Here is a 15,146-nt window from a genome sequence, read left to right on the forward strand (position 1 = left end):
AGCGTGATCGGTACCCCTCGACGTGCAGCACAGGTAATCATGTGGGCATGCAGGCTTTGGAAGTCCTTTTCGACATGAATTGCATGCAGACGGCCGCGTTCAATTTCGGACGCGGAATACGTAAGCGGCACGCGGGGTGATAGTGCGGACACTGACTCCGTCTTTCAGGTTTTTTGGGTGAGGGTTTTGGCGACATCCTTGGCATCACCAACTTTCTCTTGCACGGCTCTGGCAGCTTTGCCCTCGGCTTTGAGCTTTTCGCTGCCGATGACTTTGCCTGATGCTTCTTTGGCACTGCCTTTGTTTCCCAGCGCGCCTTTGGCTTGATTTTTGTTCATCGCAATTCTGTGTAGTGCGGAATGGCCGCTAAAGTTGACGCCCGTGGGGTGCCGCCGTCTCATTGAAGTGTCCTGGTCTAATGAATTCGCACGCTCGGATGGGCGGAAATCAGTTGGACAGTAAACGTGACGAAATCAACCCGAAGAGTCTTTGACGCGAGCTTCAAGCTGCAAGTCGTTCAGATGATCCGCGTCCAGGGGCTCCATATCGGCCAAGTGTGCCGGGACATGCGATTGGGCGAGACGGCTGTGAGGCGTTGGCTGGCACAGGCCGGTGCCGAACAACTCGGTCAGCCTGGAATAGAGAGCTGGCCCCGTTGATCTGAACAGATTCCGAAGATTTATAAGTGGATCCTGCGGGGTCAGGCTGCCTCGGCCGAAGGCCGTTGCACCGAGTCGCTGCACACCACATCGGGTGTGCGCGCCTGCAGGCTCGAATGCAGCCTGCGAGTATTGTAGAACTCGATGTATCGCCCGATTCCGGTTCGGGCCTGGCTCACGTTCTCGAAGGCATGCAGGTACACCTACTCGTACTTGATAGATCGCCACAGTAGCTCGATGAACACGTTGTCGCGCCAGCAGCCCTTGCCGTCCATTGAGGTGCGGCTGCCGTGGTCGGTGTTGAAGATCTCGGGCGTGCCGTATCTGGTGATCGCCTCCTCGACAGCATCAGTGCAAAACACGGTGTCCATCGAGATCGACAACTTCCAGGCCAGCACCCGGCGGCTGTACCAGTCGATCACCGCCGCTAGGTAGACGAAGCCCCTGGCCATCGGGATGTAGCTGATGTCCATCGCCCAGACCTGATTGGCGCGGGAGGCTGGCAGCGTGCACAGCAGGTACGGGTAGATCGTGCACCCGGGTGTCTTCTTGCTGGTGTTGGGCTTCCTGTAGAGCGCCGTGATTCCCATGCGCCGCATCAGCGTGGTCATGCGCTTGCGGCCCGCAGCGATGCCTTCTTCTCCCAGCAGATCGCGCAGCATGCGCGCTCCGGCGAACGGCAGTTCAAGGTGCAACCCGTCAATGCGGCGCATCCGCTTCAGGTCGTCATCGCTCACCGGCCTGGCCGTGTAGTACGCCGAGCCGCGGCTGATGTTCATCAGTGCGGCCTGGCGCCGGATTGGCAGATCGTGGCCTCGATCGATCACCGCTTCGCGCTCAGCATGCCGGCCTTGATGAGCGCGCCTTCCAAAAAGTCATTCTCCAGCGCCAGCTGGCCGATCTTCGCGTGCAGTGCCTTCAGATCGATCGCAGGTTCCGCTGTCGCCTGCTCGCCGCCGAACACGTCGGCCGCTCGGCTGAGCAACTGGTTCTTCCAGTCTGTGATCTGGTTGGGGTGTGCGTCATGCTGCAGCGCCAATTCGGCAAGCGTCTTGTCGCCTCGAACGGCAGCTAACGCAACCAACCCCCAAGAAAGCCGCTGAGTGCGTGCGGCGGGTCTTCTGCTCATCTTTGCTCCAATCTTCACAGGCGAGATCCTCGCCTTCAGGAGCAGTTTCCACACTTATCGAGCTGTTCAGATTTCCGGGGCCAGCTCTTGCCTTTAGCCCATGCTGAACGAAGACAAGGTCTGCCGCTCATCAACGCGCTCGTCTTGGAGGCGCTGCCGGAAGGGCAGCCACGGACTCGGCGAAGACCGCCTGGCCCCGCAGGATCCACTTGAAAAGATTCGCGATCTGTTCGGACGACTTGGGCAAGCGCCAAAGCCAGCCGCTAGCATCCGAAGATGTGCAATCGCTATGTCAAGCCGGCCCAGGCTGAGATCGAACGCTTCTGGCACCTCGGACCGACGAACCAGCCGCCGCTTGTTCCGAAGTAGATCTTCCCGCGCGCACCCGGGCCGTTCATCCGCCGCGCGCGACACTCGACACGCTTCGAACGCGAGCTGGTTGTGGGTCAATGGGGCCTGATCCCCTGGTTCGCCAAAGAGCCTAAGCTCAAGTACCCGACCAATAACGCGCGTAGCGTAGATGACCAGCTTGGCGATCAGGTGGTTGTACTTGATGATCTTGACCTGCTCGTCGCGCACGTTCTCGGCGATCGGGTCGGCGCCGAAGTACGCCCACTGCGCGAACCTGTTGAATCCCTCGCACTTGTTCTGAGCGGCCTGAATGATCCGGCGCAGGTCGGTTCTGTCGCAGTAGTGCCGCGGAGCCCAGTGAAGCGAGGCTGCTTCCTTGCGCTCAAAATGCCAGTGTGTAGAACTTCGATGCTGCAGGCGAAACTTGGCCTTCAGTGCAGTCGAGTTGATCCTTCTTGATCGTGTGCATCAATTCAATGCCGGTAATGAAGACGCGTGCACAGCGAAAGGACTTGAATCCGAGCATCGGCCGCACGATGCGTTTGATCGCGCGGTGGTCCTGCTCCAGGACGTTGTTGAGGTATCTGCTTTGACGCAACTCGATGCGTGCGCCAGATGCAGCCTGCACGCTCAGGATGGCAGCCGTATTGGAGCCGCTCTTGTCCATGGTGATCTTCTCGGGCACATCGTGCAGGCCAATGGCCCGCTCCAGGAAACGACGTGCAGCAGCGCAGTCTCTCTTGGCACGCAACATGAAATCGATGGTGTGGCCATCGCGGTCGACCTCGCGGTACAGGTACTTCCACTGGCCGGCGACCTTGATATAGGTCTCGTCCATGCGCCAACTGGCGCACCGGCCGTTTGCGTCGTCGGAACACGGCGGTCAGCACCGGCAAGATCTTCATCGCCCAGCGACGGACTGTAGCGTGATCGACGAACACGCCGCGCTCGGCCATCATCTCTTCGATGTGCCGCAGGCTCAGCGGGTAGGCCGCATACCAGCGCACGCACAGCAGCATCACCTCCGGCGGGTAGTGCAGTCGCCTGAGCTCCTTGCGCAACGTTTCGTTCATCGTCAACTTCCCTGATTCGCCAACCTCGCAGAGCAGCCGATGTGGCTTATCGCGACAGAACCAAATTGAGCGCATCGCGGCATTGCTTTGCTCACTACAGTTGGCAGCACCAGACTTGATGTCAGTTGTTCGGCATCGAGCCGACCGCCATGACCGCCATGGCTTGGCGACAGCGACCGCTTAACAGCGTAGTCGAGGCCAATGCTTCATCGACGCGAGCGGCGTTCGAGGTGGTAGCGCAGCGCTGCCGCGATGCACATGGCGATCGCCTTGCGATCGAACTGCTCGCCGATCCTGAGCAGGATGGCTCGATTGCGGTCGAATGCGAACTCGCCCGGGAAAAGTGTGCGAAACGTTCCGACGAGCCCTGTGCGGCAATGAAAATATATCGCAACGTATTCCGGGCGTGCGGGTTTCCAGCCGAGCCTTACGGTGCTGCCACTGCTCGTTTGCGAGGTGATGTACGCCGGCTCGCCCTAGCGTAGTGCTTCTTCGAGCATGCCGACACCGGGCGTACGCTCGGCCGTCGCGTAGATGAGCGCACGCACTTTGCGCAACTGCGCGCGAGCTTCGCTTGGCCAGGCATTGAAGACTTTGCGTACCTCGTCCGGAAGCGGCGGCAGGGCCCTGGTCACTTTGTCAACCTCGCGTTCAATTATACCAAAGTCTTAATCGGCTGGAGCGGCATTTGAAGGTAGGTTCGCAAGTCATTCGGCGCTGTCTGCCGCGGGCTGTTGAGGTACTCTTCAATCACCGGGCTGGCGCCTAGATGGCGGCCGCTTGCTGCAAGCCGGTGACCAAACAGCCACCGGTAAGCCGCCGGCATCGTTGCATAGGGGCCAGTGTGCGCAAGACGCGCTAACAAGCCACCATCGATCATCAGCGGCGTCAGACCCGACCCCGGCGCCGCCGGTGCGCATCCCACGAAGACGGCCGTCGAGCGGAGGGCCACCGTCTTCACGCTACCCGGATCCTCATGAAACAAGGTCAGTATGCGCATGTCGGACCGCCCAAGCCCGAGCGCAGCCACGCGCGCGAAGAGTTGGTCGAAAGCCCTTTCGATCGGCAGACCAAGGCCAAGGCCAAGGAGTTCTCGCAACTCGACTTGGAGGTGATAGTGTGCCCTTCGGTTCTTAATCAACAGCTATTGCTGTTCGGGGTTTTGCCCGCAGCCACCAAATGACGGTATGAATCATCTTTGCAAAACCTGTTTGCCTTGTGCCTGAGGCTCGCGATCCATCGGCTCGGGTTCGTCTGGTCATGCAACTCGGCGTTGGGGCCGTACTCCTCGTCGCCGCTGCGTGGCTGTTCGGCTCCATTGCCGAAGACGTCGTGACGGGGGACCGCCTGACCGTTCTGGATGAGCGGGTCGCCCAATGGCTGCACCTGCACGCGCGCACCGGCGCGACGCACTGGATGTTGGTAGTTTCGGAACTTCACTCGACCGTTGCGATGACCTTCTACACAAGCATCGTCGGCATTCTGGCCTTCCGAAAGCGGCGGTGGCGCCGCGTTTCGACGCTGGCGCTTTGTGTGGTAGGCGGCATGCTACTCAACGTGCTGATGAAGCTCGCATTTCATCGCGCCCGACCACACTTTGCTGATCCACTTCTTACCCTTACGAGCTACAGCTTTCCGAGCGGGCACGTCGCGGCCAGCACGATCTTTTATGGGCTCGGCGTAGTCTGGGTGTTCGGCCAAACGCGGGCGCTCCAATGGCGGGTTCTGGCTGTCACCGCAGCAGGGTTGGCGATTTTGCTCGTGGCGTTTTCTCGGATGTATCTCGGCGTGCATTACCTCAGTGACGTCGGTGCGGCCTTCGCCGAAGGCGTCGCATGGGTCGCGCTTTGCCTGAGCGCGTTGACCACGTTTTGGCGCAAAGTCGGCTCCAGGCCGGATACGCTTTTGGCTGAGCGCGGGCAGGACCGACCGCATTCATTGCGATGAGCCGCATCTTCGTGATCCTCAATGCCAACTCCGGGAGCGGCCACGATGAGGCGCTCACTCGCCAGGTTCAGGGCCTGTTCGTGTCTGCCGGTATACCCGCGGAGGTTTGTCTGGCCAGAGGGGGCGGGGAGATTGCCGCGAAGATCGCCGACGCCATCTCCAAGCACGCTGACGTCATCGTCGCCGGTGGCGGCGACGGAACCGTCAGCACGGTCGCAGCAGAGTTGGCGGGCGGCGACATCGCGCTCGGGATCTTGCCGCTCGGCACGCTTAATCACTTTGCCAAGGATCTGGGGCTTCCCTTGGCCCTCGATGCAGCGGTCAGGCAGATCGCCGCTGGGCGACGCACTCGAGTCGACGTGGGCGAAGTCAACGGACGCGTCTTCATCAATAATTCGAGCCTAGGCCTGTACCCGGACATCGTCCACGAGCGGGATCGACAGCGAAAACGCATCGGCCGCGGCAAATGGCTGGCACTTCTTTGGGCATCCGTAACGGCGCTTCGGAAGTATGCGTTCCTCAGCGTTTGTCTTTCGGTGAAGGGAATGGAGCATCGGCGGCGTACCCCTTTCGTCTTCATCGGCAACAATGAATACCGGATGGAAGGCTTTTCTATGGGAGACCGCGAGAGCTTGACCGGCGGCAGTCTGAGCCTTTACGCAACACAGCGAGCGGGACGCCTACGGCTCGTGCAACTCGCGCTTCGAGCGCTCGTGGGGCAGTTGAAACAGGCGCGAGATTTCGACGTTCTGCTCGGCACCGTGATCATTGTCGAGAGCAGTCATCATCACCTGCGCGTGGCGACCGACGGCGAGACCAGCGTCATGAAGCCGCCGCTGCACTATCGCATCCGCCCGGCCTGCCTGACGGTTCTCGGCGCGGTTTCGTCGGATCGGCCAGGCCCTTGAGATGGGTCGTTGATGCGCACTTTGGTCCATCTTTCGGATCTTCACTTCGGCCGAACCGACCCGGCCGTGATCGAACCCTTGCTCGCCAGCGTGCAGGCGAGCCGACCGGATTGCGTCGTTGTTTCAGGTGACCTGACTCAACGAGCGCGGGTCGATCAGTTCCGTCATGCGCGTGCCTTTCTTGATCGCTTGCCCAGGCCGCAGGTCGTCGTTCCTGGTAACCACGATGTACCGCTGTACGGGGTCCTTGAGCGGATCCTAGATCCCTTCGGCAACTACCGTCGCAGCATCCATGAAGACTTGGAGCCGTCGTTCATCGATGACGAGATTGCCGTTCTCGGCGTCAATACCGCGCGCGCAATGACTTTCAAGGGCGGCCGCATCGACGACGCCCAAATCGAATCGATCCGTTGCCGCATCGCCGCACTGCCGCCTGGAACGACCAAGATCATCGTCACCCATCACCCCTTCGACCTGCCCGACGTGACGGGCAAGGTCAAATTGGTTGGGCGAGCACGCCAGGCGATGGAAGCTTTCTCGACCTGCGGCGTCGATTTGCTGCTTGCGGGCCACTTCCACACTAGCCATGCGGGTGATACGTCCAGCCGTCACGACTTTCCTGGCTATGCAGCGCTCGCTGTACAAGCCGGCACTGCGACCTCCACGCGCAGCCGCGGTGAAGTGAACGCGTTCAACGTGTTGCGGGTCAGCGAGGAATCCGTCAGCGTCGAGCGCCACGCGTGGCATGCCGACGCTGGGGCCTTTTTGTTGGTACAGACTGAGCGGTTCAGACAAGAGACTGGCCGTTGGGTCGACTACTGAAGGTGTGCGCTGTTTCGCTGAACCAGCCGTTAGCAGTGCTCGCAAGTAACGACCGTCTTCGCCGCCAGCGTTGAAGCTGTTCATGCGACTCGGCAAGGCAATCCCCCGGGTCGTATTGGTCATCGCACAGACGCTCCGGTCGCACGGACTGCACCATCCATCGTGCTAGAGCGACAGCGGCCATACGTCATGGCCCTACTGCCCTCGACCACCCCTGAAATGAGGTCGGAGTTCCCATGAAAAAAGTCTTTCTCGTCGTCGCGCTCCTGGCATCGTTTGGCGCCAGTGCCGCCAAGTTGCCCTGCTCGATTCATCTCAAAGCGGGTATCACGGATGCAGACCTTCCGGCGTTGGCCAAAGTGACCCAGGCTGACGCTGAGAGCACCGCGCTCAAGGCCGTCAACGTGGCGGCGACCTCGGTCTCCAGTTCCGGACTGGAATCCGAAGGCGGTTGCCTGATCTATACGTTCGACATCAAACTGCTGAGCAAGACGTCGATCGTCGAGGTCGCCGTGGATGCCGGGACAGGCAAGGTATTGTGGAAGGTGTGGGAAGGGCCAAAGGCTCAGGGCACCGAAGCAGCGGCCGATCTCGCCGCAACTAAGGCAAAGAAGTAAGTCGCTTTGCATGCAGCGCAGCGCCGGTTGCCCTGGCAGCACAGCCGTCATACGGTCGTGATGCGCAGATCAGCTTGCATGATGGACCATGTCGTCCGTGTTCTCTTGCTTTTGACGAGGTACGGATAGGGTCGAGTTATGCAGACAATCCCCATGCCGGGGGCGCATACCGCCGTACCGGTCACGTTCGCCGGAATGGCGGTCACGTTCGACCGGAATACTCAAGTTGGACGATCGGCATGCGCCCGGACGCGCAGCGCGTGAACACGATGCTGGATGCCGCTATCGACACGATCGACATCAGCACCAACCGGCCTGTTGTGCATTCGGATCGCGGCGCTCACTATCGATGGCCGGGATGGCTGGCACGCATCGCGGATGCCGAGCTGACGCGTTCGATGTCCCGCAAAGGGTGTTCGCCCGACAATGCGGCTTGCGAGGGCTTCTTCGGTCGATTGAAGACCGAATGGTTCTATCCTGGCAACTGGCAGTCAACGACCGTTGAGCAGTTCACCCAAGCCTTGGACTCTTACATCCGCTGGTACAGCGAGAAGCGGATCAAGATGTCCTTGGGCGCGCGTAGCCCTCTTGACTACCGTCGAAGCTTGGAGTTCATGGCATAAACAGTCCAAGTTTTTAGCCGCAGCTCCTCTAGGTTAAATATGAGCCGGCGCCAGCAGTCTTAGTCATGCGTCGTCTCCGAGAGGTGCGTTCAAGTGCAATTGCAGCTGGCGCGACTTGCCGCTCCACGCGGCGCCGATGCGCAGCATAGATGGGAAGACCTGCATCGACACCACCGCAAGCCGCGTCGACAAGGGCCGCATGAACATTCGGGCGTAAAGCGCGGAGGCGCGCATACGCGGCGTAAAGTTGCGGCGCCAAAGCCGTTGGTACCGCGCGTGTGCCACCGCCAGCGCCACGGGTGCAGACGCGGCAGCGGAGAAACAGCCAAGGGTCTCCGCTAGCAGCGCCGCGGACTGAATCGCGATGCTGATACCTTCGGCCACGATGGGGTGCGCCTCGGCAGCGGCGTTGCCGACCGCGAACACGCCATCTCGGCCGAAGTCGTGTATGCCGGGCCGGATCGGCCCCGCCCCGAGCCACTGGCCATCGCCAGAGGCTGTGGCCAGGACTGCGCGGACACCGTCGCAGTGTTCGAAGATGTGCGCGAGCACGGCCTCCCCCGCAGTACGCCCCGGGTGCCGAGCGCGGGCGGCGTCCAAATGGTCTCGACGGATGCAGCACGACAGACTGACTCGCGCCGCGCCGGTGTTGACCATGCCGCCGTAACCGCCGGGGAACGCGAGCAGCGCCATCAGGTCATTTTCGAGCGTGCCGCCCTGAAACCTTGCCTTGAAGCCGAGAAGGTCCGAAGCGGCGACAGCGCTGCGCAGAGGCTGCGTGGGCAGCGGGCCGCGGTCCCACGAGCCGTGCGCGGCGACGATCACCGGCGCCTCCAGAACGATGCGTTCGCCCCGCTCGCGGTGCTCAATAGTGCAAGCATGTCGCCCGGCGCCGGACTCAAACGTTGCCACGGTCCACGGTTGCCAGAGCGTCGCGCCTGCCGCCACGGCGCGGCACAGGAGCACTGCGTCAAGCGACTCCCGGCTGACCGCGCGTCCCCCTTCGACCCCGTTGCCTGTGGCAGGCATCGGCGCCGTGACCATCGACGTGCGCGCGAACACCCCGACGCGGCGCACGACGGGCCCCGCCTGGCCCCTGAGTTCGTCGCCGACCCCAAGCGCATCGAGGAGAGGCCACGTCGTGGCCGAGACGAACTCACCGCATACCTTGCGGCGCGGGAATGCAGCTTTCTCGACGATCGCTACACGCCAGCCCGACCGCGACAGTAGCAGCGCTGCGGTCGCGCCGGAAGGCCCGCTGCCGACCACGATAGCGTCGTACTGCAAAGCGGGTGAGGCGCTCACGTCTTGCGCGCCAGCAGGCAGTGGCTGAAGAAACCTGCCGAATACTCGCGCAGCGACCAGCCTTCGTGGCTCGGCCAATGCGCCGACAGTTCGCAGTCCCGAAAGCCGGCGTGAACGCTGAGCACCGCATCCTCGCGAGTCACTGTCCCGGCGCCGATCAGGCCGACGAGGTGGCTGCCAATCAGCGCTGTGATGTTTCGCCGTGGTTCGCAGCAGAAGAACAGTGGCGTGACCTTGGATAGCGCGCGCAACAGATGTCCGAGCTCATCGCCTTCGAAGTGGTGGACAAACAGGTTCGCGACAACGATGTCCCAGCCGCATTGCTGGTTCCTACTTAGCCAGTCGAACACGTCGGCGACAACGATGATGGGCTGCCAACCGACCGCGCGCAAACCGTGCAGCGTCGACTCGGCGACGGTGTCCTGGCGATCGAGCAAAGTCCATGACACGCGCGGCCACTGCCGCGCATGTCTGTGCGCGAAGCGCAGTGCCAGCGAGCCGTCGCCTGCACCGAGCTCGAGGATGCGTAGCGGCGCGCGGTTTGGCTCGGCGCCGATCGCACGCGTCATGATCGAAAGAGTGCCCATCACGACGTGAAGGCGGCGAAGGTCACGGCGAGATCGCTGCGCGGCAGGGTCGTCGGCACCAAGCGAGTCAAGCGCCTCGGGCGTCACCTGGCGCGGCATCAGGGATGAAGTGTTCATTCGCCGATGCTCACCCGACCTTGAGCAAAGCACCGTGGCAAGAAAAGCCAGCGCCGAACGACGACAGCCACCACCAGCCATCGGGGGCCTCGTCGGCCAGCGCCGCCTGCAGCACGAAATACACAAACGCGCTCGACAGATTGCCGTATTCCCGCAGCATCTCCGCGCTGTAGCGAAGGTCCGGCTTTGTGAGTTCGAACCGCGTTTCGATTGCTTGCAGCACATCCCGCCCACCCGCGTGCATGATCCATGTGGTCACGTCTGATAGCGTGACACGAGCGCGATCGAGCACCGTATTCAGCACCGCAAGTGCATTGGATGCGGCGAGTCCGGGAACTTCTTTGGTAAGAATGTTACGCAGCATCCCCGCGCGGCTTTCGAACCTGAGAGCGCGCCTGTGCTCGGGCAATACCAGCGAGGTGTTGTCCGTCCACTCGATGGAGCGCCCATCCGAGCGGGGCTCGCGTGACAACACCGCCGCGCCCGCGCCGTCACCAAACAAGCAGGCACTGATGAGAACCCCGGGATCGTCGTCAAGGTACATCGCCGCACTGCTGACCTCGACGCAAACTGACAAAACATGGCGGCAATCACCGCCGAGCAGCAGGGCCCGACCCATTTGCATGTTCGGAAGGGCCGCGGCGCAACCCTGGCCTACTAAGTCATAGGCTTGGACGTTCGGTCGGAGCCCCAGGCGTTCGACAACATAGCCGGACAGGCCAGGACACAGGTAGCCGGTACATGTGCTGACGACGACAGCATCGATGTCGGCGACCAGGAGACCGGCCCTCTCCACCGCGTGAAACGCCGCGTCGGATGCGAGCGCGGGCGCGTTGCGGAGGAATCGTTCACTCAACGTGTCAGGGTCGATCTGGAAAATATCTGCCAGGCGATCCACCGCCAACCGACGCGCGTCGATACCGTTGTCGCGTTGCAGCACCGTACGCGCGATGGTGTGAGACCTGCGGTCGAGCCTGCCGAACCAGTCTGAAGCTTCAAACTCAGCCAGGCACTCAGCTTTCGTGAATCGGTTCTGCGGAACGGACGTCTCAACGCTTCTAATGAACGTCGGCCTCGAAATCAACTGCCTACTCCTGAAATCCCCAAAGCAACGATGTTCGGCACTTGGCCAGCTGCGCGCGGTAGGAGGGTTGTGTTGCTAGAGGGGTGCGCGTCCAACGGAGCAAGCGTCATAAACCATGGTGTCCGCCAGCCAAAGACAGCTGTGTAGGACATCCACGCGACTGGTAGGCCCTCTGGCGTCGTGTGTTGGCAGGGACGTTGAAGAACCCCGAGATCTTTCCGACAATTGCGATATTGAGCAGACCGAGGAGCGACGATGCGAGGCAGTGGCGGCTACAACGCGAGTCTGTTTTCGAAGGTGACGCTGGAAGACTCCGTGCCTGCGAATCATCCGCTGCGACCGATTCGCACATGGATAAACGAAGCGCTTGCCAAGACGGACGAGCGTCATTCGGCTGTGTATTAAGCCGACGTCAATGGAGGCCATCCGAGCATAGCGCCCGAGAAGCTGGTGCGTGCCATGCTGCTGCAGGTGCTCTACAGCGTTCGCAGCGAGCGGCAACTTGTCGAGCAGAATAACTGCAACTTGCTGTTCCGTTGGTTTGTCGGCCTGTCGATCGAAGATGGAGTGTCGAACCACTCGGTCAACATCGAAGAAACGCGACCGGATGATCGAGCATGACTTCCTCATCGAACTGTTCAACGCCACGGCCGACATGGCCAAGGCCACGGATCTGCTGTCTGGATAACACTTCAGCGTCGACGGCACGCAGATCAAGGCCTGGGCTAGTCACAAGAGCATGCGACGCAAGGACAGCGGTGACGACGGGCGCGACCCCGAGGACTGGCGTGGTGAGCGGCGCAGCGACGAGATCCACGAGTCCCGGACCGATCCCGATTCGCAGTTCTATCGCAAGAGCAACGCGGCACCGGCGCTGCCCAGCTTCCTGAGGCACATCGCCACTGACAACCGCCATGGCCTGGTGGTGAACGTGCAGACCATGAAGGCCACTGGGACTGCCGAGTGTGATGCGGCCGCGGTGATGCTCGGGGAGATCGAAATTCGGGAGCAGCGCATCACCGTTGGAGCCGACAAGGCCTACGACACACGTGGTTTCGTGCGGGCGTGCCGCGACATCAATGGGCGAACCACACGGCATATTGACCTTGCCCTCGAAAAACGTACCCCTTGCTGAGTGTTTCAATTCAAGCAAGGAGAACGGAAATGACGAAGACGGCAAGAGCGCGCTACACGCTCGAATTCAAGCAGGAGGCGGTGCGACTGGTCCAGGGTGGTCAGAGTCGATTCGGCCATCGCTGGCATAGCGCGTGAGGGCTGCCCATCGGCGGTGCGAGTACAAGATGGCGCGCGCCAGGCCCGACTTGACCGACGTGGCGGCCAACTGCTGGGACAACGCTTGCAGTGAGACGCTGTTCGGGTCGTTGAAGGTGGAGCGGCTGCACGGCAAACGGTTCAAGACCCGGGCGCGAGGCGAAGGACGAAACCATCGATTGGCTGCTCTGGTACAACCGCGACCGGCTGCACTCTACGCTGGCATACGTCAGCCCGATGCAGTTCGAGCAGGACTGGCTTGCCAATCAGCCACAGCAAGCCAACTCATGAACTCGGCTATGGGGTACGGATTCCAGGGACAAGGTCAGGGAGGCAATCCAGCGATGGCAGCCTCGGTCAAAGTCCACCGGCCCAAAGAGCCCCGAGGGTAAAGCCTTGGCGGCCCGCAATGCATATGCCGGGGGCTTTGAAAAGACATTGCGCCAGCTACGTGCGGCTATGCACCATCAAAAAGAACGACTCCCAACGCCGTGAATGCTGAGAATTCGGCAGGTACACCGGTTACGGCGTTGAAAGTGACATGGCAGCTTTGCACAGCGTTCTCCGCTTGGCACGGCCGAATTTCCCCATTGCAGCGGGATGACAGGTCTGCAAGATGTCGTCCTACGTAGACACCAAGTTATTCACTACATGCTGCGCGCTGGAGAGGGGTGGGGGTTTTGCCGCTAGGACAAAATTTCGACTCAGTGTGAGCGCTGCAAACTCTTAAGCAGGAGCAACAAAAGCGCGTTGAATAATCTGCCGTTGGGCAAGAAAGTTTCCTATGCATCGTTTTCTCGTCAACAACCGTGATGAGTTAATCGCCCGGTGCAAGCTCAAAGCGGCACAGCGGCCTTACCGCGCGGCGTCCGAAGAGCGTCTGGTCCAAGGCGTGTCGATGTTCCTGGATCAACTAACTCGAACACTTGCCGCCGAAACAAACAACGACGGCGATGCGAGCGTCAAGATCTCCGGGCCGTCCGGCGGGGATGCGCTAGCCTTGTCTGAAATTGGCGTGAGCGCGACAGCACACGGCAAAGCGCTTTTGAATCTGGGCTACACGGTAGATCAGGTGGTCCACGACTACGGCGATGTGTGTCAGGCAATCACTGATCTGGCTTTTGAGCGGGACGCGCCTTTTACCGTTGATCAATTCCGCACACTGAACCGATGCTTGGATAACGCCATCGCGGATGCAGTCGCGGAGTTCAGCTTCCAGCGCGACGCGCAAATTTCGGTGCATCAGATTGCTGGCGAGAAACAGAGGCTGGGCTTTTTGGTTCACGAACTCCGAAATGCATTGGGAACGGCCACCCTTGCGTTTCGCGCGCTGGATGTGGGCAACATGACAGTCCGGGGCGCTACCGGTGCGGTTCTGTCGCGCAGTCTTGAAGCGTTGACTCTGCTGATCGGTGGTGCACTCGTCGAAGTGCGTGGTGAGAAGCCGCATGAACGGCAAACGTTTTCCGTAGCTTCGTTCATCGCGGATTCTGCGATTGCAGGTCGATTCAGTGCCGATTCGCTAGGTCGGATTTTTGAAGTGTGCGACGTGGACCCGTTGCTGGCGATCAACGCGAATCGAGAGCTTCTGCACGCTGCGTTGGCGAACTTGCTGCAGAACGCTTTCAAGTTCACTCACGCAAATACCGCCGTGACTTTGAACGCTCATGCTTTTGGAGAATTCGTTCTGATCGACGTCGAGGACCATTGCGGCGGCCTGCCTCCCAAGGGTGTCGAGAATATGTTCGTGCCCTTTAAGCACAGCGGCCACGCAAATGCTGGGTTGGGGCTGGGCCTGTCTATCGCCCGGCAGAGCATTGAAGCAGATCTGGGAACTTTAAGCGTGCGTGACGTGCCGGGAACCGGCTGTGTCTTCACCATCAGTCTGCCGCGGTACTCACTTGCTTAGAGGCACGGCGATCGACCGTCGAGACGTTGTAGGGCGATCTTCGGGCGCATAGGACTCCGCAGTCCTTGCCTCGCGGGAGGGGAGTTCAATCTTTGGCGTTCACCAAGCGAAAACGCGTCGACGCCCCGCAGGGCCGCCTCCGATGTGCTTGAAGGCAAGCTTCTCCCCGATCAACTCAAGGGCCGCACGATCGTGGTCGGGCAGTCGCGCAATGTCGCGCTGGGCACGCTCGCCGTGCTGTGGTACGTCGCTACCGGCACCGGCACCGGCACGACATTGGTCTCCTCAACGGAAGTCCACGCGAGCGCCATCGACGCGCTGCAGCAAGGCCGCTACATCCTGGGGGCGTCGCCATTGGTGCTGTACCTATCCTTGGCACTTTCAATGTGGTTGGTGTTTTTTGCGTTCGACAGGGCACTAAAAGTAGCACAGCTGGTGTAGTCACTATTCAGGACGAGGGCACCGGCATGGCACCGGTCGTGTTGGACGCGTTGCTCGATCGCGCGCCCCAGGGCCTAACCGGGGGTTCCGCGCGCTCCACTTTGGAACGAGACATTGAAGCGGCTCACAACATTGCGCCGCGCGACGCCAGGACGCATGGCTTCGGCTTCGTGATGGTCTGGCAAGTCGTGGCGGCGCATGGAGGTTGAGAGCTGGCCCCGGAAATCTGAACAACCCGATAAGTGTGGAAACTGCTCCTGCTGGCGAGGACCTCGCCTGTGAAGACTGGAGCAAAGATGAGC

Annotated in this window: 17 protein-coding genes and 4 pseudogenes; 12 read left to right on the plus strand and 9 right to left on the minus strand. The window is 61.1% G+C overall.

What is annotated here, in order from left to right:
- Positions 1-164: 164 nt before the first annotated feature.
- Entirely contained in the window at positions 165-338 is a 174-nt protein-coding gene (locus RCH10_RS23595) for a hypothetical protein (protein ID WP_323501568.1), read from the minus strand.
- Positions 339-464: 126 nt separating this feature from the next.
- On the opposite strand from RCH10_RS23595, the gene RCH10_RS23600 reads away from it, so the two are divergent.
- Positions 465-659 carry a transposase gene (locus RCH10_RS23600; RefSeq protein WP_409054307.1) on the plus strand — a complete coding sequence of 65 codons (195 nt, stop codon included), beginning with the start codon at positions 465-467 and terminating at the stop codon, positions 657-659.
- Between the two features lie 41 nt (positions 660-700).
- Here the strand turns inward: RCH10_RS23600 and RCH10_RS23605 are convergent.
- The 3 genes and pseudogenes from RCH10_RS23605 to RCH10_RS23615 form a co-directional block, all read right to left on the minus strand.
- Positions 701-1,840: pseudogene (locus tag RCH10_RS23605) on the minus strand (IS3 family transposase).
- A gap of 41 nt (positions 1,841-1,881) precedes the next feature.
- The gene (locus RCH10_RS23610; RefSeq protein ID WP_409054315.1) at positions 1,882-2,589 is read right to left on the minus strand and encodes a Tn3 family transposase; all 708 of its coding nucleotides are present in this window, start codon (positions 2,587-2,589) and stop codon (positions 1,882-1,884) included.
- A protein-coding gene (locus RCH10_RS23615) for an IS6 family transposase (protein WP_409054308.1) occupies positions 2,522-3,212 on the minus strand; the annotation gives its coding sequence in 2 pieces (ribosomal slippage) (positions 2,522-2,990 and positions 2,989-3,212; 693 coding nt in all). Before RCH10_RS23615 ends, RCH10_RS23610 begins: the two co-directional genes overlap by 68 nt.
- A gap of 125 nt (positions 3,213-3,337) precedes the next feature.
- Between RCH10_RS23615 and RCH10_RS23620 the strand changes: the two genes are divergently transcribed.
- The gene (locus tag RCH10_RS23620) at positions 3,338-3,697 is read left to right on the plus strand and encodes a hypothetical protein (protein WP_409054309.1); all 360 of its coding nucleotides are present in this window, start codon (positions 3,338-3,340) and stop codon (positions 3,695-3,697) included.
- On the opposite strand, the gene RCH10_RS23625 is transcribed toward RCH10_RS23620, so the two are convergent.
- The gene (locus RCH10_RS23625) at positions 3,689-3,847 is read right to left on the minus strand and encodes a hypothetical protein (RefSeq protein ID WP_409054310.1); all 159 of its coding nucleotides are present in this window, start codon (positions 3,845-3,847) and stop codon (positions 3,689-3,691) included. The two genes, RCH10_RS23620 and RCH10_RS23625, sit on opposite strands and share 9 nt — an antisense overlap.
- Before the next feature lie 20 nt (positions 3,848-3,867).
- Entirely contained in the window at positions 3,868-4,242 is a 375-nt protein-coding gene (locus RCH10_RS23630) for a GyrI-like domain-containing protein (protein WP_409054316.1), read from the minus strand.
- On the opposite strand from RCH10_RS23630, the gene RCH10_RS23635 reads away from it, so the two are divergent.
- The 6 genes and pseudogenes from RCH10_RS23635 to RCH10_RS23660 all read left to right on the plus strand — a co-directional run.
- Entirely contained in the window at positions 4,189-4,395 is a 207-nt protein-coding gene (locus tag RCH10_RS23635; RefSeq protein ID WP_409054317.1) for a hypothetical protein, read from the plus strand. The genes RCH10_RS23630 and RCH10_RS23635 overlap by 54 nt on opposite strands.
- A gap of 77 nt (positions 4,396-4,472) precedes the next feature.
- Positions 4,473-5,159, plus strand: coding sequence for a phosphatase PAP2 family protein (locus RCH10_RS23640; protein ID WP_409054311.1), 687 nt, complete (start codon positions 4,473-4,475; stop codon positions 5,157-5,159).
- The gene (locus RCH10_RS23645; RefSeq protein ID WP_409054312.1) at positions 5,156-6,067 is read left to right on the plus strand and encodes a diacylglycerol/lipid kinase family protein; all 912 of its coding nucleotides are present in this window, start codon (positions 5,156-5,158) and stop codon (positions 6,065-6,067) included. The genes RCH10_RS23640 and RCH10_RS23645 overlap by 4 nt, the downstream gene beginning before the upstream one ends.
- Before the next feature lie 12 nt (positions 6,068-6,079).
- Positions 6,080-6,889 carry a metallophosphoesterase family protein gene (locus tag RCH10_RS23650; protein WP_409054313.1) on the plus strand — a complete coding sequence of 270 codons (810 nt, stop codon included), beginning with the start codon at positions 6,080-6,082 and terminating at the stop codon, positions 6,887-6,889.
- A 236-nt stretch (positions 6,890-7,125) separates the two neighbouring features.
- Positions 7,126-7,506 carry a PepSY domain-containing protein gene (locus tag RCH10_RS23655; RefSeq protein WP_323501576.1) on the plus strand — a complete coding sequence of 127 codons (381 nt, stop codon included), beginning with the start codon at positions 7,126-7,128 and terminating at the stop codon, positions 7,504-7,506.
- 224 nt (positions 7,507-7,730) lie between these two features.
- A pseudogene (locus RCH10_RS23660) lies at positions 7,731-8,129 on the plus strand (transposase); the annotation flags it as partial.
- Between the two features lie 63 nt (positions 8,130-8,192).
- Here RCH10_RS23660 and RCH10_RS23665 read toward each other — a convergent pair.
- Genes RCH10_RS23665 through RCH10_RS23675 form a run of 3 tightly spaced genes read right to left on the minus strand, consistent with a single transcriptional unit; the run spans position 8,193 to position 11,078 of the window.
- Positions 8,193-9,434: an NAD(P)/FAD-dependent oxidoreductase gene (locus RCH10_RS23665; protein WP_409054314.1), complete on the minus strand. Its 1,242-nt coding sequence runs from the start codon at positions 9,432-9,434 to the stop codon at positions 8,193-8,195.
- A complete protein-coding gene (locus RCH10_RS23670; protein ID WP_323501578.1) occupies positions 9,431-10,138 on the minus strand; it encodes a hypothetical protein in 708 nt (235 codons plus the stop codon). The genes RCH10_RS23665 and RCH10_RS23670 overlap by 4 nt, the downstream gene beginning before the upstream one ends.
- 10 nt (positions 10,139-10,148) lie before the next feature.
- On the minus strand, positions 10,149-11,078 hold the full coding sequence (locus tag RCH10_RS23675; RefSeq protein ID WP_323501579.1) for a 3-oxoacyl-[acyl-carrier-protein] synthase III C-terminal domain-containing protein: 930 nt from the start codon (positions 11,076-11,078) through the stop codon (positions 10,149-10,151).
- A 399-nt stretch (positions 11,079-11,477) separates the two neighbouring features.
- Here RCH10_RS23675 and RCH10_RS23680 point away from each other — a divergent pair.
- The 4 genes and pseudogenes from RCH10_RS23680 to RCH10_RS23695 all read left to right on the plus strand — a co-directional run.
- Positions 11,478-12,345, plus strand: a pseudogene (locus RCH10_RS23680) (IS5 family transposase); the annotation flags it as partial.
- Between the two features lie 217 nt (positions 12,346-12,562).
- Positions 12,563-12,785 (plus strand): annotated as a pseudogene (locus RCH10_RS23685) (IS3 family transposase); the annotation flags it as partial.
- Positions 12,786-13,278: 493 nt separating this feature from the next.
- Positions 13,279-14,403: a HAMP domain-containing sensor histidine kinase gene (locus RCH10_RS23690; RefSeq protein WP_323501580.1), complete on the plus strand. Its 1,125-nt coding sequence runs from the start codon at positions 13,279-13,281 to the stop codon at positions 14,401-14,403.
- 144 nt (positions 14,404-14,547) lie between these two features.
- Positions 14,548-14,844 (plus strand): hypothetical protein, encoded by a 297-nt coding sequence (locus RCH10_RS23695; RefSeq protein WP_323501581.1) that lies wholly within the window; start codon positions 14,548-14,550, stop codon positions 14,842-14,844.
- Positions 14,845-15,146 lie beyond the last annotated feature (302 nt).

The organism is Variovorax sp. GrIS 2.14, assembly GCF_046115955.1.
Taxonomy (GTDB): Bacteria; Pseudomonadota; Gammaproteobacteria; order Burkholderiales; family Burkholderiaceae_C; genus Variovorax.